17 protein-coding genes and 1 pseudogene are annotated in these 15,828 nt (G+C 61.3%); 4 read left to right on the forward strand and 14 right to left on the reverse strand.

Annotated features, from left to right (window positions below):
• The 13 genes and pseudogenes from H145_RS0110275 to H145_RS0110335 form a co-directional block, all read right to left on the reverse strand.
• Nucleotides 1–203, reverse strand: a 203-nt coding sequence (locus H145_RS0110275; protein ID WP_019948063.1) for a helix-turn-helix domain-containing protein, incomplete at its 3' end; no start/stop codon positions are given.
• A 142-nt stretch (nucleotides 204–345) separates the two neighbouring features.
• Nucleotides 346–696, reverse strand: coding sequence for a hypothetical protein (locus H145_RS0110280; protein WP_019948064.1), 351 nt, complete (start codon nucleotides 694–696; stop codon nucleotides 346–348).
• A gap of 223 nt (nucleotides 697–919) precedes the next feature.
• Nucleotides 920–1,039, reverse strand: a pseudogene (locus H145_RS24135) (transketolase family protein); the annotation flags it as partial.
• A 25-nt stretch (nucleotides 1,040–1,064) separates the two neighbouring features.
• Nucleotides 1,065–1,394 (reverse strand): type II toxin-antitoxin system RelE/ParE family toxin, encoded by a 330-nt coding sequence (locus tag H145_RS0110290; RefSeq protein ID WP_019948066.1) that lies wholly within the window; start codon nucleotides 1,392–1,394, stop codon nucleotides 1,065–1,067.
• A complete protein-coding gene (locus tag H145_RS0110295; RefSeq protein WP_019948067.1) occupies nucleotides 1,391–1,675 on the reverse strand; it encodes a hypothetical protein in 285 nt (94 codons plus the stop codon). Before H145_RS0110295 ends, H145_RS0110290 begins: the two co-directional genes overlap by 4 nt.
• A 72-nt stretch (nucleotides 1,676–1,747) precedes the next feature.
• Entirely contained in the window at nucleotides 1,748–2,707 is a 960-nt protein-coding gene (locus tag H145_RS0110300; protein ID WP_019948068.1) for a transketolase family protein, read from the reverse strand.
• Nucleotides 2,708–2,789: 82 nt separating this feature from the next.
• Nucleotides 2,790–3,551 carry a phytanoyl-CoA dioxygenase family protein gene (locus H145_RS20840; RefSeq protein WP_071595168.1) on the reverse strand — a complete coding sequence of 254 codons (762 nt, stop codon included), beginning with the start codon at nucleotides 3,549–3,551 and terminating at the stop codon, nucleotides 2,790–2,792.
• A gap of 23 nt (nucleotides 3,552–3,574) precedes the next feature.
• On the reverse strand, nucleotides 3,575–4,981 hold the full coding sequence (locus H145_RS0110310; RefSeq protein WP_019948070.1) for a vWA domain-containing protein: 1,407 nt from the start codon (nucleotides 4,979–4,981) through the stop codon (nucleotides 3,575–3,577).
• Nucleotides 4,982–5,144: 163 nt separating this feature from the next.
• On the reverse strand, nucleotides 5,145–6,035 hold the full coding sequence (locus tag H145_RS0110315; RefSeq protein WP_019948071.1) for a transketolase: 891 nt from the start codon (nucleotides 6,033–6,035) through the stop codon (nucleotides 5,145–5,147).
• Between the two features lie 141 nt (nucleotides 6,036–6,176).
• Nucleotides 6,177–6,626 carry a thioredoxin-dependent thiol peroxidase gene (bcp, locus tag H145_RS0110320; RefSeq protein WP_019948072.1) on the reverse strand — a complete coding sequence of 150 codons (450 nt, stop codon included), beginning with the start codon at nucleotides 6,624–6,626 and terminating at the stop codon, nucleotides 6,177–6,179.
• 179 nt (nucleotides 6,627–6,805) lie between these two features.
• Entirely contained in the window at nucleotides 6,806–7,375 is a 570-nt protein-coding gene (locus H145_RS0110325; protein ID WP_019948073.1) for a lipocalin family protein, read from the reverse strand.
• A 61-nt stretch (nucleotides 7,376–7,436) separates the two neighbouring features.
• Nucleotides 7,437–9,485, reverse strand: coding sequence for a M23 family metallopeptidase (locus H145_RS0110330; RefSeq protein ID WP_019948074.1), 2,049 nt, complete (start codon nucleotides 9,483–9,485; stop codon nucleotides 7,437–7,439).
• An 87-nt stretch (nucleotides 9,486–9,572) separates the two neighbouring features.
• Complete coding sequence (locus H145_RS0110335; RefSeq protein WP_019948075.1) at nucleotides 9,573–10,187, reverse strand: fumarylacetoacetate hydrolase family protein; 615 nt, start codon at nucleotides 10,185–10,187, stop codon at nucleotides 9,573–9,575.
• A 276-nt stretch (nucleotides 10,188–10,463) separates the two neighbouring features.
• Between H145_RS0110335 and H145_RS0110340 the strand changes: the two genes are divergently transcribed.
• The 4 genes from H145_RS0110340 to ppk1 all read left to right on the forward strand — a co-directional run bounded on the left by H145_RS0110340 (nucleotide 10,464) and on the right by ppk1 (nucleotide 14,635).
• Nucleotides 10,464–11,258, forward strand: a complete 795-nt coding sequence (locus H145_RS0110340) for a M48 family metallopeptidase (RefSeq protein ID WP_019948076.1) — start codon at nucleotides 10,464–10,466, stop codon at nucleotides 11,256–11,258.
• Between the two features lie 102 nt (nucleotides 11,259–11,360).
• The gene (locus H145_RS20845; RefSeq protein ID WP_157541447.1) at nucleotides 11,361–11,927 is read left to right on the forward strand and encodes a hypothetical protein; all 567 of its coding nucleotides are present in this window, start codon (nucleotides 11,361–11,363) and stop codon (nucleotides 11,925–11,927) included.
• A 2-nt stretch (nucleotides 11,928–11,929) separates the two neighbouring features.
• Nucleotides 11,930–12,073 carry a hypothetical protein gene (locus tag H145_RS24140; protein WP_019948078.1) on the forward strand — a complete coding sequence of 48 codons (144 nt, stop codon included), beginning with the start codon at nucleotides 11,930–11,932 and terminating at the stop codon, nucleotides 12,071–12,073.
• Between the two features lie 240 nt (nucleotides 12,074–12,313).
• Nucleotides 12,314–14,635, forward strand: a complete 2,322-nt coding sequence (gene ppk1, locus H145_RS20850) for a polyphosphate kinase 1 (protein ID WP_019948079.1) — start codon at nucleotides 12,314–12,316, stop codon at nucleotides 14,633–14,635.
• A gap of 144 nt (nucleotides 14,636–14,779) precedes the next feature.
• Here the strand turns inward: ppk1 and H145_RS0110360 are convergent, their stop codons facing one another.
• A complete protein-coding gene (locus H145_RS0110360; RefSeq protein ID WP_019948080.1) occupies nucleotides 14,780–15,778 on the reverse strand; it encodes a Ppx/GppA phosphatase family protein in 999 nt (332 codons plus the stop codon).
• Between the last annotated feature and the right edge of the window lie 50 nt (nucleotides 15,779–15,828).

A 15,828-nucleotide genomic window follows, 5' to 3' on the forward strand; every position in this document is an offset into this window, starting at 1 on the left:
TGGTCGTCGGCCGAGAGTAGGCGCGCAGGCCCCCCGCTAGCGGGTTTAGGAGCCAGCGAGCCGGTTTCCCGCTCACGTCGTAACAGGTCGCGCACGAACGAGCGGCTCACGCCGAAGCGTTGGGCGACCTGCGTCTGGCGAGCTTTCGGTTCGCGGCAGGCGGCGGCCACCCGGGTGCGTAAATCAAGCGAGTAAGGTTGCATAATAGGGCATACGGCTAGATACCCAGAAAGGCCTAACCGTTCACGAATCCGCTATATAAGCGAAACCCACTTGCGGGCTAAGTAGATATAAGCGAAACTCACTCACCGCCGCAAGTCGCGGCAATAGGAATGTTGTGTGCAATTAAGGCAGCACCAAACGAAATCCGTCAAACCCTTCTTTTTTGAACGGCTCAACGTGACATTTAATAGGCGGTTGTAAATTCAATTCGTTTATAACCGTTTTGCCTGACAAGAACCAGCTTTTGTTTTGGTACTGCATTTTAAACCCGTTGTGCTGTTCTTCTCTTTTCGGACGTAATATGTAAATGTGCTTGATAGGCTTTTCATCTTCATCTGTTCCTACCAACCATCGTTCATCTTTTTTAAAATCCATGCTTTGAGCAAAAGCAGACTTCAATCTGATTTGCCCTGTTTTACCAATAAGTGCAAACCCTTGCTCAATTTTGCCACTCCCGTAAAATTTCAATTTCATCTTGACTGAATTTAACCGCACACAACATTGGTATTTATGCAAGTGGGGCAGACGGTTAAAGGCTCATCTTTTGTAATTCTATTTAGCGCCTGTGCAAGTATGGACTGACGAGCCATGAAGCCCACACCTGCATAAATACCCGTCCGTTATAGCTAATACAGCAAAAAGCGCCCGCAACTCTACGTTGCGGGCGCTTTTCGCTGTATTACGAATTAACCGAAAGCTACTTGGCTTTACGGGCCATTACTTTCTCCACGGCGGCCACAATGGCCGCTTCGTTGAGGCCGTACTTTTCCATCAGCTGGTCGGGCGTGCCCGATTCGCCGAACGAGTCGTTGACGGCAGGATAGCGTTGCCGCCCTTCCCTGTTACTCATCCAGTAGGCCGAGCAGGCCCAGTATATGCTGGTCGCTGAGGCTGCTTTGCTCCGATTTGTCGTAGATAGCCAACAGGAAAACGGTTTCGTTCACCACCTGTACATAAGTGATGACGCGGGCACCGCCCCGTTTACCGGCACCTTTACTGGCCACGGCCAGCCGGATTTTGTAGCAGTTGTGGCCGATGCCGGTACCCTTGTATGGGTTGTCGCGCAACTCCTGTACTACGGCGTTCAAATCGTCGGGCAGCGACCTGTATTTCTTGCCGAGCCGCTTGACATCGCGCTTGAAGCTGGCAATAGGTTTTACCTGGAAGCTCATTGTTGCTGCGAATCCCTGCTTTCAGCGGCTAATGGGCCTGGTTCGGTCTCCTGTTCCGCCTTCAGTTCGGCATAAAGCTCCTCCCAGCTCTGAGATACTACCTCCTCACCCCGCTTAATCCGGGCCAGTTCTTGGCCGGCTTCCCGCAGGCTTTCCATGAGCCGCAAATCGGCCGCCGTGGGCGCCTTGCTAGGCGACTTTACCTTCACGCGCTTGATGCCTCGCACCAGTTCCAGCACGCGGGCTACGTCTTTGTCGGGCACTTCCAGTACGATTTCCATCAGGTTGGTTTCTTAGCGGTTCGATTACAAGATACACAACGCCCCGGCCGAACCGGAAGTGCCTGGCAACGATTACTTGGCCTTGCGGGCCATTACTTTCTCTACGGCGGCCACGATGGCCGTTTCGTTGAGGCCGTACTTTTCCATCAGCTGGTCGGGCGTGCCGGATTCGCCGAACGAGTCGTTCACGGCCACCATTTCCAGCGGCAGGGGCTCCTCGCGGGCCAGCAGCTGGGCGATGGAGTCGCCGAGGCCGCCGTTCATCTGGTGCTCCTCGGCCGTTACCACGCAGCGCGTTTTGCGGGTCGACTCCAGAATCAGGCGGGCATCGAGGGGCTTGATGGTGTGGATGTTGATGATTTCGGCGTTGATGCCCTTGTCGGCCAGCAGCTTGCCAGCCAGGATGGCCTTCCACACCAAATGGCCGGTGGCGAAGATGCTCACGTCGGCCCCCTCATTGAGCACGATGCCCTTGCCGATTTCAAACGGCTGGTCGGCGGGGGTGAAGTTGGGCACTACGGGGCGGCCGAAGCGCAGGTACACGGGCCCCTCGTAGTCGGCAATGGCCAGGGTGGCGGCTTTGGTCTGGTTGTAGTCGCAGGGGTTGATGACGCACATGTGGGGCAGCATCTTCATCAGCCCGATGTCCTCCAGAATCTGGTGGGTGGCGCCGTCTTCGCCCAGCGTGAGGCCGGCGTGGGAGGCACAGATTTTCACGTTCTTGCCCGAGTAGGCAATGCTCTGGCGAATCTGGTCATAGACGCGGCCAGTGCTGAAGTTGGCGAACGTGCCGGTAAAGGGAATTTTGCCGCCGATGGTGAGGCCGGCCGCCAGGCCCATCATGTTGGCCTCGGCAATGCCCACCTGGAAAAACCGCTCGGGGAAATCCTTCACGAAGGCATCCATTTTAAGCGAGCCAATCAGGTCGGCGCACAGGGCCACCACGTTGGGGTTGGTTTTGCCCAGCTCGTGCAAACCGGCACCAAAGCCGCTACGGGTATCCTTCGATTCGGTGTAGGGAAAGTTTTTCATTCTTTAGGGCTTAGGGACTTAGGGGTTAGGTCTTGGGTTATCGTGGGTTGGAAGAACTGCGGACTGCTGCTTGGTCGGGCGTTCAGGTGGCAAGTTCCGGCTTTTTGACTTCGGGAGGCAAATCCAGCCGCTCGCGCCACTGTAAGCCGGATGGCAACTCAGCGGTGCTAAACTCCAAATGGATTACGCGGCGGGGCTGGGAACTGGTGCTCCGCTGAGAAGCATGTAGAGTCAAAGGCTGCATCAGCAGCAGGCCCCCGGCCGGCACCGCACAGGTTACTGCCTGAGAAATTAAATCGGGGTACTGCTCATTGGCGATGATGCCGTGGCGGTGCGAGCCGGGCACGACACGCAGGGCGCCGTTGGCGGCGTCGCAGTCGTCGAGGTGCAAGCGTACGGTGATGATGCCCGCCAGAATTTCGCGCGGGGGCCGGACGGTGATTTCCCCGCCCTTATTACTCCAGGGGCCATAACCGGGCAGCTCTTGGCGCTGGTCAACGGCCACCATCACATCCTGGTGCCAGGCTACCAGCCAGTTGGAACCGGCCGGCTTATCGAAGTAAATAGCTTTAACTAAATGCGGCGCTTGACCGCGAAACAGCCCCACCAGCACTTCCCGGAGCCGCGGCGTCAGCAGTTGCGGCCACAGCGCCGGTAACTCACTCAGAAGGTCGCGGATAGCAAACACATCCTGCGTGCGGCGGAAGTTGGGCGAGGCCGAACCGGCTGATTCGATAGTTCGAAGTAGCGCGGCTGCTTCTTCGGGGGAGAAGATGTTGGGTAGGATGGCGTAGCCTTCAGCAGCTAGTTGGACGGCCGGTGAAACAGGTGTAGCCTCTCTCATGCTTTCATGCTGCATTCGATTTCTCATCTTCCGAACAAGCTAACCGAGCTGGTCTGGCCCGAGCGGATGGTGAAGTTGCGCACGTCGGTGAAACGGCTGCCGATGGCGGTGGCGGTGCGGAATACGAGGCGGTAGGCGCCCGGCTGCAGCGGCAGGTTCAATTTGCTGCTGCCGCCGGCGGGCAGGTCGTACACCCACGTCTGCTCGCCGTCGGGGCCAAGCTGGTAGATGCTGCCGAAGCCCTTATAGTCGGACACGATGTTGAGGATGCCGGGCGCCTCGTAGGTTACAGCCGTTTCCTGGCCCTGCCGGATGCTGAGGCGCCGCACCTGCCGGGGCAGGGTCAGCAGCTCCACTTCGTAGTCGCCGGCCAGCAGCTTCTGGCGGTTGCCGAAGGGCAGGGCCAGCACAGTTTCGGGGTTGCCGCGGGCCCGTACCACGGCCTGCACCCGGCCGTAGGGGTTAGGCGACAGGCTGGGGTTTTGGAGCCGCAGCGTGCCCTGGGGCGTTTTGTAGGTGAGCACGTTGGCGCGGCCCGGCTTGATGGCCAGGTTGGTGGCCCGCACCGGCGGCACCGTGTTGATGGTTAAATCGTAGCTCTGGAGCGCATCAATGTCGAGGGCATCGGGCTGGCCCTGGGCGTTGCGGTAGTGCACGTAGTTGTATTCGGGCTGGCCCGTGACGTTGTTGACGAACGTCAGGTTCACGTCCGATTCTACCGGGCGGCCCCGCTCGTCGGTCAGGTTTACGGCCACGGTGGTTTTGGCCAGCGTCTGGGCCACCACGTCGTTGAGGATGGTGCGGAAGGTGCTGACATCAGCCGCGTTGTAGTAGGTACCCAGGCACTCCAGCTGCTTGCCGAACTCCCGCTCGGCCCCGATGCCAATCACGAAGGGCTTCAGAAACACGCGCTTGCGCTGCAGCGCAAGCGAAGTAGCGCACGGGTCGCCCTTGCACGATTCGAGGCCGTCGGTAATCAGAATCAGCACGTTGCGGCTCTGCTTATCGGCCGGGAAGTCGTTGGCCGACTGCAGGAGCGAGTAGGTGATGGGCGTGTTGCCGCGGGGCTGAATGGTTTTGAGGCGGGTTTTGATGGCGGCGGCGTTTTTGGGCGCAAACGGCACTTCGAGCCGCGAGTCCTCGCAGTTGTTCTCCTTGTTGTCGTGCTGATGGCCGTAGGCGCGCAACGCCAGCTCCAGGTGCGGATAGGTATTGAGCGAATCCACCATTTTGGAGAGCAGCCGCTTGGCCACGTCCCAGCGCTGTTCGCCCTCCCAGGGCGCCCGCATCGAGCCCGAGGCATCGAGCAAAAACAGGATGCGGGTGGTGCGCGGCGCGGCCGGGGCGGCGTTCTGGGCACGGCCGGCGCCGGGCAGCAGCAGCAGCAGCAACAACCCCAGAAACGCCAGCCACTGCCGCATGTTTTGCATAGAAAAAGTATCGTGCAACGTCGCACATCACCCCCCGGCCCCCTCTCCTCGGGGGAGAGGGGGAGCCAGACGGCTTTTTGAGAGTGGTACTGCGCAGCCAAACCGCTTAGCTGGTCACGTAAGAATCAGCGTCATCAGCGCAAAAATCAGCGCTAATCAGTGATTAGTAGTCCGAGGCCTTCTCTACCGCCAGCTGCTTAAGCGCCTTGTCGAGCTGCTCGTCGTTGGGCGCTACGCCGTGCCACTTGTGCGAGCCCATCATGAAGTCGACGCCGAAGCCCATCTGGGTGTCCATGATGACCATAATCGGCTGGCCCTGGCCGAGCAGGCTCTGGGCTTCTTCGATGGCGGGCAGCAGGGTTTCGAACTGGTTGCCGTCGGCTTCGAGCACGCGCCAGCCGAAGGATTCGAACTTGGGCCGCAGGTCGCCGAGGCCGCCGATTTCGGCGGTGGGGCCGTCAATCTGCTGGCCATTGCGGTCAACGAAGGCAATCAGGTTGTCCACTTTGTGGTGGGGGGCATAGAGGGCCGCTTCCCAAATCTGACCTTCTTCCAGCTCGCCGTCGCCCATGAGCACGAACACCGTACGGTCGTCGTCGTTGAGCTTTTTGGCCTGGGCCGCGCCGATGGCCACGCTCAGGCCCTGGCCCAAGGAGCCCGAAGCCACCCGAATGCCGGGCAGGTGCTCGTGGGTGGCGGGGTGGCCCTGCAGCCGCGAGTTGAGCTTGCGGAACGTGGCCAGCTCGCTCACCGGGAAATAGCCCGAGCGGGCCAGCACCGAGTAGAACACCGGCGAAATGTGGCCGTTCGATAGAAAGAACAAATCCTGGCCGATGCCATCCATATCAAACGGCTCGGGCGTGTGCTTCATCACCTTGAAATACAGCGAAACCAGCAGCTCGGTGCAGCCCAGCGAACCACCGGGGTGGCCCGAGTTCACGGCGTGCACCATGCGCACGATGTCGCGCCTTACCTGGGTGGCAATCTGCTTGAGCTCAGGAATGGTTTTGGTGGCTTCGGGAGCGTGGGTTTCGGAAGTGGTAGCTTGGGCCATGCGGGTTAGGAAGGGTTGATAGTAGGGCAAAGGTAGGTTTTGTGAGCTGCAAGCTACAAGCTACAAGCCGCAAGCTTTCTGAACGTACTCGAGGCTTGCCGCTCGCTCACAGCTTGTGGCTTGCGGCTTGCAGCTTGCGGCTCACAAAAGTTGGGCGGCGTGGTTTTTAGTGTCGACTTTGGTGATGACGCGCTCGATATTGCCCGCCTCGTCAATGAGGAAGGTGTAGCGCATGATGCCCATGTACTTGCGGCCGTACATCGATTTTTCCTGCCACACGCCGTAGTCCTGCACCAGTTTTTTGTCCTCATCCACCAGCAGCGGGAAGGGCAGCTCGTGCTTGGCAGTGAACTTCTGGTGCGATTTGGCCGAGTCGATGCTTACGCCCAGTACCTGAATGCCGGCCGCCTGCAGCTGCTGGTAGTTGTCGCGCAGGTCGCAGGCCTGGGCCGTGCAGCCGCTGGTGTCGTCTTTGGGGTAGAAGTAGAGCGCCACTTTGCGGCCCGCGTAATCGGCGAGCCGGTGCACGGTGCCGTTCTGGTCGGGGGCCTCGAAAGCCGGAGCCGGCTCGCCTGCCTGGGGAACTGACATGAGGTGAGATGGTGAGATGGTGAAATAGTGAGTTTGACGGGCCAGGGGCCAGTTGGCGCGTGAGGCCCTTCAAAGCGGTAGAAGTAGCGGCAAAACTAGCCAAAACCTACTTCGCGCCAACAGGACAGCACGCCGCCAGGGCTCCGAAACGTCACCTCACCATCTCACCACTCACCACCTCACCTTTCCGGTTGCGGGGTGAAAAGCAGGTCTTCTACCGGGAAGCCCAACTCCCGGCCGATGCCAATCAGACGACTGCGGGTGGGGTGGTCGAGGTGCGGTTTGCGGCTCAGAATCCAGAGCGTTTCGCGGTCGGGCGAGCCTACCAGCGCGTATTGGTAGTCGGCTTCATCGAGGGCCAGAATCCAGTAGTCGCCGGTGAAGGGCCAGAAGAACTGGACTTTGAGCTTGGAATTCGTGCCGTCGGTGGCCCAGGCGGTGGCGGTGGCCGTGGTGGCGGGGCCGCCGATGCTGCCCTGGTGGCAGGTGTTGCGCACGCCCACCTTACCATCGGACCGCACCTTGTACTCGGCCGTTACGTGCTGGCAGCCCTTCTCGAAGCGCACCGGCAGCCGGGCAATTTCGTGCCACAGGCCGGCGTAGCGGTGCAAATCGACGTGGGCCACGGTGGGCAAATGGGGGTGGGCTTTGCGGCGCGAGTAGGCGTAGGCGGCCACGCCGGCACTTACCACGGCGGCCGTTGCGGCCAGCAGCGTGGGCCGGCGGCGTTTGAGCAGGTTATCAGGCATCTTGCTGGATCAGAATATAAACCTGAGTGTACGCGCCCCGGCCGGGAAAGGTACCCGCGGCCTACAGCACCACGTTGATGACCTTCTCGTTGCCGGCCTGGTCGGTGAGGCGCAGGGTGGCGGGGCCGCGCAGGGCCGGGCCCAGCGTATCGGTGCGCTCGGTGAACAGCGTGGCGCTTTTGTGCTCGTAGCGCAGCAGCCGGAACTGCCCGTTCACTTCCAGCTTATAGCTGGCCAGCCCCGAAAGGTCGTCGCCCACCTTGAACACCACCCCGGCCGCGCCCTTGCTCAGCAGCCGGCCCGAGGGGGGCACGGTGTCGGTAAGGATGCGGAACTGCCCGAAGGCGCGGATGGGGGCCGTGATGCTGCTGCCGTCCTCACTCCACTTACCGCCCACGTAGCCCTTGCCGCCCTTGGCCGTGATGCTGTAGATGGCCGAGCGGCGCAAATCGGCCGGGGGCGTGTCGGGGCGCAGCGTGAGGGCCAGGTTTTCGTAGAGCGGCGTGCGCGGCATATGCACCGTCCAGAGGCCCTGCCGGTAGCTGGTTTGGAGGTACAGCGTGTCAAACAGCGTTTTCGGCTTGAACTCCAGCCCCATATTCGCCGTGGCGAAGCTGAACTCGCGGCCGGCCGGAATCAGGGCCTCGCGGCTGAAACGCTGGGTGAGCTTACCGAACCGGATGGAATCGGGGCGGCCGGCGCGCAGGTCGTAGAGGTAGGTGCTCTGGCTTTGGTCGGTGTAGCTGGGGCGCAGCGTCAGGCGCCGGCCGCCGCGCAGCAGCGTTACGGGGCCCGTTACGGCGGCCGTGTCGTGGTCCGAGGTTTTCACTACCAGCAGGTTGCGGCTCACGTCGTAGCTCAGGGCGGGCGTTTTCACGGCCGCCGAGCGGGTGTGGAAGTAGGCCGGCTCTGTGCCCCGCAGCACCAGCCGCAGCGGCGTGGTGTTGCCGTACGAGTCGGCCAGGCGGATTTCCACGTTGTACACCTTACCCGGCTCTACGTTCAGGCGGCCCTTGCCGGGGCCGGCGGTGTACATGCTCAGGTCGTTGCCGTCGTCCACGAACAGCTTCTCGAACTGCCGGCCCTGGGTGGCGCGCCACTCGTAATCGACGTGGCGGTTTATCTGGCGCGAGCCGTCGGGAAACGGCACGTCATCAATGGTGTGCTGGTACACCTGCTGCCCGTTCACGAGCACGGTAGCCTGCTGAATACCGTTTTTGTTCCACACCTTGTCAAACCGGTCGAAGCCCTGTACCAGCAGGCCCACCGAGCCGCTGGCGGCAATGGTATCGGGCCAGACGTAGCTGCCATCGGCCAGCGGGGCCTTGGGCACGAACACGCGCTTGCCGAACCGGCCTTCTACCCGCGCCGCAATGCCCAGCGCCTCCACCGCAAACGCCTGCACCGTGGGGGCTACGTGGTCCTGGATTTCGGCAAAGCCACCCCACTGCAGCGGGTTCAGCTGGTGGCCGGTGGCGGTGCGCACCTCCCAGTGCACGTGCGGGCCCGCCGAGCCACCGGTGTTGCCGCTCAGGGCCACTACTTCGCCGCGCTGCACCGGAAACTGGCCGGGCTCAAAAAACAGCTCCAGCTCGTAGGTCTGCTTGGCGTACTGCTGGCGCCGCAGCTCCTCGGCCACGGGGCCCTTAAAGCTGTTCAGGTGCCCGTACACCGTCGTCAGGCCGTTGGGGTGGGTGATGTAGAGCACGTTGCCGTAGCCGAAGCTGCTCTGCTTCAGGCGCGACACGTAGCCGTCGGCCGAGGCGTGCACCGGCAAATCCACCCGGCCATCGGTTTTAATGTCGAGGCCGCCGTGGAAGTGGTTGGGCCGCAGCTCGCCCATGCTGCCCGACAGAAAGTTCTCCTGCCCCGGCTTGATGGGAAACAGGAAATAGCCCTTCTCAACGGCCGGAATGCCCGCCCGCCGACCCGGCGCGGCGGCCGCTTCGGCCGGCGTTTCGTCGGCAGCGGGGCCGGCCGGTTGCTGCGAGGCAGGGGCCGATTGTGGGCTTTGGCAGGCCGAGGGCTGCACGCCCATCAGCAGTAAAAACGGCAGCGCGAAGCTGAAATGGGCCTTTAGCTGGAAGCTATTGGCGGTTAGCTTTTTCAAATCAGAACGTACTTGGTAACGGAAGGGCAGGAGGGCCGCACGACAGCTAGCAGCTACCAGCTGTCAGCTAACAGCTTAGGTTGTGGCTTACTTAACGGCCAGCTCCAGCATTTTTTCGTCGCCGATGAAGCCTGTGAGCTGGTCGCCGATGTGCACGGGGCCGACGCCGCTGGGCGTGCCGGTGAAAATCAGGTCGCCCATTTTCAGGGTGATGAAGCGCGAGATGTAGCTGATGATTTTGTTGAAATCGTGCAGCATGAGGCCCGAGTTGCCCTGCTGGCGCACCTGCCCGTTCACTTCGAGCCGGAAGTCGATGTTGCCCAGATCGGCGAAATCGGTTACCGGTTTGAAGGTTTGCGAGATGGGCGCCGAGCCGTCGAAGCCCTTGGCCAGCTCCCAGGGCAGGCCTTTGCTCTTGAGCTGGCTCTGCAGGTCGCGGGCCGTAAAGTCGATGCCGAGCCCGATGGCGTCGAAGTAGGTGGGCGCAAACTGCTCGTCGATATTCTTGCCGTTTTTGCACACGCGCAGCACCAGCTCAATCTCGTGGTGAATGTCCTGCGAGAAATCGGGCATGAAAAACGGCTGGTTGCGCTGGAGCAGGGCCGTATCGGGCTTGGCAAAAATGACGGGCGCGGCGGGCGTCTCGTTCTGGAGTTCGGCAATATGCTCCGCGTAGTTGCGGCCGATGCACAGGATTTTCATGGAGAAGGCAGGTTGAGGCGTGGGGGCCGGCGGCAGCAGTGGCCGGCCGAAAGCAGCCCGCAGCCAACCACCCAACCCGCCGGGGCCCCTCAAACCCAAAAGTAACGGTAATTCGTGGGCCGATGCTACCAAAAGCGGCCGGTTTTTGGTTGGGCGGCGCCAAATGCAAACATTTTGGCGGGTTCCTGACGTATAGGCCCTCAACAACGGCCGCGTTTGGCCCGGGCCCCGGGCCGGGGTGGCGGCCGTTTTTCTTCCCTCTTCATTCAAGCAGATATGTTCAAGAAACTTGCCCTCGCCAGTTGCCTGTTCGTGGCCGCGGCCTGCTCCACCGTTCCCATTACCGGGCGTCGCCAACTCAGCCTGGTGTCCGACACCGAAATGAACCAGATGGCCGCTCAGGAATACCAGAAAGTGCTGGCCAGCAGCCAGGTAGTCAGCAGCGGTGCGCAGGCGGCCATGGTGAAGCGCGTGGGCCAGCGCATCGAGCAGGCCGTGGAGCAATATTTCCGCCAGCAAAACCAGTCGCAGCAACTCGAAGGCTACGCCTGGCAGTTCAACCTGCTGCAGGACAAGCAGGAAAACGCCTGGTGCATGCCCGGCGGCAAAGTGGCGGTGTACAGCGGTATTTTACCAATCACGCAGGATGAAAACGGCCTGGCCGTGGTGATGGGCCACGAAATTGCCCACGCCGTAGCCCGGCACAGCTCCGAGCGCATGAGCCAGCAGATGGCCGCGCAGGGCCTGGGCGGGGTGGTATCAACCGCCGTGGGCCAAAGCCCGACGGCCACCCAGAACGTGTTTCTGCAGGCTGTGGGCGTGGGTACGCAGTTGGGCCTGCTGCGCTACGGCCGCAATCAGGAGTCGGAAGCCGACCGCCTGGGCCTGATTTTTATGGCCATGGCCGGGTATAACCCCGACGGCGCCGTGCAGTTCTGGCAGCGCATGGATGCGCGCGAAAACCAGGCTTCCCCGCCCGAATTCCTGTCGACGCACCCCTCCAACGGCACGCGCATTGCCAGCATTCAGCAGGAGTTGCCCGAGGCCCGCAAGTACTACAAGGCCCGCTAACTCAACCGTCCCGGCCGCCCGAAAAGCGGGAGTATGCTGCGCAACGTGGCGGCGTACTCCCGCTTTTTAGGCATAAGACACCCATTTTTCCTATCTTGAATGATGAATCGTTTTTTACGCACCAGTGCCGGCATCTGCCTGAGCGCCGCTTTGCTGCTGGGGGGGCTGAGCGCCTGCGAAACCACCAAGCGCGGCTTTCCGGAGCTTAGCTCGCCCAACAACAACCCCGACGAGCTGGGGCGGCGCCAGCTGGAGGCTACCAGCAAGCAGGTGGCGCAGGTGGTGAACAGCAAAGTGGAGTACCTGACGCCCAAGCAGGAACTGGCCACTCGCTTCACAAAGCAGTTCGGCGACGGCACGTCGGTCAACAAAACCATCATCCGCAAGGTGCAGGAAACGCCCAAAGACAAGGCCGTGTACTATCTGGTGGGCATGGGCCTGCTCGACGGCCGGTTCCGGGCCATGGCCATTCCGCTCCAGACTTCGTCGAATAACAGTCTGTACCTGAGCTCCAACGCCCCGCGCTACATTCTCAACAGCGTGGGCTGCACGTTCTGCTACTTCAACTTCGAGCGCAACGAAATTGTGGGCACCTCGTGCGAGGAAAACACCGGCGGCAGCCGCTGCGACCTGACCGTAGAGAACAACAACGCCTTCTTCGCCCGCTAACTATGGCATCTGGTCGCAAATGGCTGCTGCGCCTCTCGCTCACGGCCCTGGCCCTGCTCGTAACTACGGACAAGCGGCGGCCCCGGCCCACCCCGCCGCCCAAGCCCGCAAAGGAGCCGGATCCAGCGCCCGATAAGCTCACCTGACTGTCGATCCGCTTAGTGGCTTGGCAGCGTTAGAAGCATAGCAGAACAGCGCCGGCCGGTTGGCTGGCGCTGTTTTGTTTGTAGGCTCGGGCGAAAACAGATCAGACCAGCCGCCCGGTTGCTGCCCTGGCTATTGCCGGGCCAGCTGTACTGGCTGGACTTGCGCGCCGCATTTCCGGGGCTGAAAACACGTAACGGCGCGGTTTTACCGTATTTTGCCTCTTCAAGCCCGCTATACCTATGAAAGTCTTCAAATCCGCCGACCTGATCCGTAAAAGCAAGTACATCAGCCGCGACCTGAGCTGGCTGCGCTTCAACTACCGGGTGCTCGATCAGGCCCGCGACACCAGCCGCTCGCTCTTCGATCGGCTGCGCTTTATGGCCATTACCAGCTCCAACCTCGACGAGTTTTTCATGATTCGCGTCGGCTCGCTTTATAACTATATCGATTACGGCAAGGAGCGGGTGGATTACTCGGGCCTGCGCGAAATGCCCTTCCGGCGCAAGCTGCTCGACTTTGCCCACCGCTTCGTCAATGACCAGTCGATGACGTATTTGAACGATTTGAAGCCGCAGTTCGAGAAGAACGGCTTCAACGTGCTGGGCCTCGACGAGCTGACCGAAGTGGAGCTGAAGAAGGCCGACGGCTACTTCAAAAACACCGTGTTTCCGCTGCTCACGCCCATGGTCTACGACTCGTACCACGGCTTCCCGCTGATGATGAACCAGATGCTCATCTTCGGCGTGGTAACGCGCACGGGCTCGGGCGACATCGAGATGGAGAAGGGGCAGGAGCGGCTCACGTTCGTGCAGATTCCGCAGAACCTGTCGCGCTTTTTTGAGCTCACGCGGCGCGACAAAGTGCTGTTTGTGCCCATTGAGGAAATCGTGCGCGCCAATTTGCGCAAGCTGTTCCGCAACGTCGAAATCCTGTCGGCCGACCTGTTTCGGATTACCCGCAACGGCGACTTCACGCTGGAAGAGTCGGACGACATCGACGCCAACTTCATCAAGGAAATCCAATCGGGCCTGAAAACCCGCAAGAAGGGCCGGGTAGTGCGGCTGGAAGTGGAGCCCAACGCGGCCGCTTTCTTGATGCAGGTGCTACGCGAGCGGTGGAATATTGACAACGGCAACGTGTTCGTTATCAACTCGCTGATTGACATGAAGGGTCTGCTGCAAATCCTGAAGCACCCCCATTTCCGGGGCAAGGGGTTCAAGCAGCCGGCCCCGGTGCCGCCGCTCACGCTGCCCGACACGGTGGAGGAAAACCTGTTCGACTACCTCAAGCACCAGGATGTGCTGCTGCACCACCCCTACAACAGCATCGACCCGGTGGTGCGGCTGCTGGAGCAGGCGGCCGAAGACCCGCACGTGCTGGGCATCAAGCAAACCATTTATCGCCTCGCCGACGACTCGCGCGTTACGGCCGCGCTGCTGAAGGCGGCCGAAAACGGCAAGCACGTGTCGGTGCTGTTCGAGGTGAAGGCGCGCTTCGATGAGGAGCGCAATATCCGGGAAGGCGCGCGGCTCGAAAAGGCCGGCTGCTTCGTGATTTACGGGGTCAGCAAGTTCAAGACCCACACCAAGATGCTCATGATTATCCGCCGCGAAGGCGAGAAAGTGACGCGCTACGTGCACCTGGGCACCGGCAACTACAACGAGCAGACCTCGCGCATCTACACCGACGTCAGCCTGCTGACCACCGATGAAGTGTACGGCCACGACGTGTCGGAATTCTTCAATGTGATAACCGGCCACAGCCAGCCCGACGAGTACGAGTACCTGATTACGGCCCCCAAAGACATGCGCCAGCAGTTGGTGCACCTGGTGCGCGAGGAGGTGAAGAACGCCAAGAAAGGCCTGCCCAGCGGCATCGTGATGAAGATGAACTCGCTGGAAGACAAGGAGATGATTGATGAGTTCTACAAAGCCAGCAAGGCCGGCGTACCCATCCGGTTTATCGTGCGCGGCATCTGCTGCCTGCGGCCGGGCCGGGCGGGCCTGAGCGACAACATTGAGGTGCGCAGCATCGTGGGCGACTACCTGGAGCACGCCCGGCTGTTCTATTTCCACCAGGCCGGCAGCCCGAAAGTGTACGCCGGCTCGGCCGATTTGATGGTGCGCTCCTTCGAGCGGCGGCTGGAGGCGCTGTTTCTGCTGGCCAACCCCCAGATCAAGCGCGAGGCCACCAACATCCTCTACTACAACCTGCTCGACAACCAGAACACCTACGTGATGCGCGAGGATGGCGCCTACGTGCGCCGCACGCCGGCCGAGGGCGAGCCGGTTTCCGACCTGCACAAGGAGTTCTACAACCGCAACTTCACGGTGATGCCCGAAACGGCGCTCTACGACGACTGGCTCTGCGTGGCCAACATTCAGGCGTCGTCGCAGGATGCCAACGGCCAGCCTAAAGAGGCTGTGGTCGTGGTTACATCGGAAATGCTGCCGCCAGCAGCCGACGAGGTGGTGGAAACCGACCCCGAGCGCCCCCAGCAGGAAGTGCCCATGAACGCCGGCACCAGCTACGACGCGCAGGAGGAAGCCGATTTGGCGTGAGGTGATTTGGTGAGAAAAGGAACGTCATTCTGAGCGCAGCGAAGAATCTCGCGTGCAATGGTAATCCTGTCGTCAGGAATTGTTTTGGCACGCGAGATTCTTCGCTGCGCTCAGAATGACGTTCCTTTTCTCACCAAATCACCGCTACTCTACCTCCGTGGGCCTGCTTTGGATGGTGGTTTGGGGGCCGCCGGGGCGGTGGTCGTCGCGGGCGCGAAGCTCCTCGAAGTGCTCCTCAAACAGGGCCTGGAGCATGCCGTCTTTGAGGCCGATATCGGGCACGAACATGTGCTGCACATCGGCCCACTCCATGGCCGAGAGGTAGATGTGGCCGGCCGGCACAATCACGTCGGCGCGGTCGGGGTTGAGCAGGGCCACGTTCACGCGCTCGTCCATGCTCATGCCCGTGATGCTGGCCAGCAACTCGGCGATGCGCTGGCGGCTCACGGGCTTGTCGAGGGCGGTGCCGGCCTGGGCCATGCTGTAGATTTTGTTGATGTTGCCGCCCGTGCCGATGGCCCGCGTGACGTGGTAGCGGCGGGCGTTTTCGCGCACCCAGTCTTCCATGCGCTGCCAGGTTTCGCGCATGGCCTCGGTGCTCAGGCCGGCTTCCTCCTGCTGCATCCGCCGGATGCTGCCCACCTCGAACGACTGCGAGGCCACTTTGCGGCGGTCGTGGTAGATGTTGAACTCGGTGCTGCCGCCGCCCACGTCGATGTGCAGGTAGTGCTTGTTGTCTTCGAGCAGGTGCTCGATTACCTGGTTGATGTAAGAGGCCTCGGCCTGCCCGTCAATCACGTTCACGCGCATGCCCAGCTCCCGCTCGATGCGGGCCGATACCTCGGGGCCGTTGAGGGCGGTGCGCATGGCCGAGGTGGCGCAGATGAGGTAGTGATTGGGCGCCACGTCGTGCACCTCCATCAGCAGGCGCAGCGCGTGCAGAAATTTGATGAACTTGGCCTGCTTGGCCTCCGAAATCCGGCCGGTGGCAAACACGTCTTCGCCCAGCCGCAGCGGGTAGCGGATGTACTCGACCCGCTTGAGCCGGTAGCGGTCTTCGTGGTGCAATACGGCCGAAATCTGACACCGCACGGCATTCGACCCAATATCAATAGCGGCAAGCTTGAGGAGAGGAAACTGCATAGGCAAATATAGAGTGATTTTGAGCTGTTAGCTGAGAGCTATCAGCTGTT

This window comes from Hymenobacter aerophilus DSM 13606 (assembly GCF_000382225.1).
Classification (GTDB): domain Bacteria; phylum Bacteroidota; class Bacteroidia; order Cytophagales; family Hymenobacteraceae; genus Hymenobacter; species Hymenobacter aerophilus.

Bases quoted from the DNA above. Each gene is read 5' to 3' on its own strand.
- bcp (WP_019948072.1), bottom strand. From the start codon at position 6,626: ATGTCAGTTCCCCAGGCAGGCGAGCCGGCTCCGGCTTTCGAGGCCCCC.
- H145_RS0110325 (WP_019948073.1), bottom strand. From the start codon at position 7,375: ATGCCTGATAACCTGCTCAAACGCCGCCGGCCCACGCTGCTGGCCGCA.
- H145_RS0110360 (WP_019948080.1), bottom strand. From the start codon at position 15,778: ATGCAGTTTCCTCTCCTCAAGCTTGCCGCTATTGATATTGGGTCGAAT.
- H145_RS20840 (WP_071595168.1), bottom strand. From the start codon at position 3,551: ATGAGAGAGGCTACACCTGTTTCACCGGCCGTCCAACTAGCTGCTGAA.
- H145_RS0110340 (WP_019948076.1), top strand. From the start codon at position 10,464: ATGTTCAAGAAACTTGCCCTCGCCAGTTGCCTGTTCGTGGCCGCGGCC.
- ppk1 (WP_019948079.1), top strand. From the start codon at position 12,314: ATGAAAGTCTTCAAATCCGCCGACCTGATCCGTAAAAGCAAGTACATC.
- H145_RS0110310 (WP_019948070.1), bottom strand. From the start codon at position 4,981: ATGCAAAACATGCGGCAGTGGCTGGCGTTTCTGGGGTTGTTGCTGCTG.
- H145_RS0110315 (WP_019948071.1), bottom strand. From the start codon at position 6,035: ATGGCCCAAGCTACCACTTCCGAAACCCACGCTCCCGAAGCCACCAAA.
- H145_RS0110295 (WP_019948067.1), bottom strand. From the start codon at position 1,675: ATGGAAATCGTACTGGAAGTGCCCGACAAAGACGTAGCCCGCGTGCTG.
- H145_RS0110300 (WP_019948068.1), bottom strand. From the start codon at position 2,707: ATGAAAAACTTTCCCTACACCGAATCGAAGGATACCCGTAGCGGCTTT.
- H145_RS0110290 (WP_019948066.1), bottom strand. From the start codon at position 1,394: ATGAGCTTCCAGGTAAAACCTATTGCCAGCTTCAAGCGCGATGTCAAG.
- H145_RS20845 (WP_157541447.1), top strand. From the start codon at position 11,361: ATGAATCGTTTTTTACGCACCAGTGCCGGCATCTGCCTGAGCGCCGCT.
- H145_RS24140 (WP_019948078.1), top strand. From the start codon at position 11,930: ATGGCATCTGGTCGCAAATGGCTGCTGCGCCTCTCGCTCACGGCCCTG.
- H145_RS0110280 (WP_019948064.1), bottom strand. From the start codon at position 696: ATGAAATTGAAATTTTACGGGAGTGGCAAAATTGAGCAAGGGTTTGCA.
- H145_RS0110335 (WP_019948075.1), bottom strand. From the start codon at position 10,187: ATGAAAATCCTGTGCATCGGCCGCAACTACGCGGAGCATATTGCCGAA.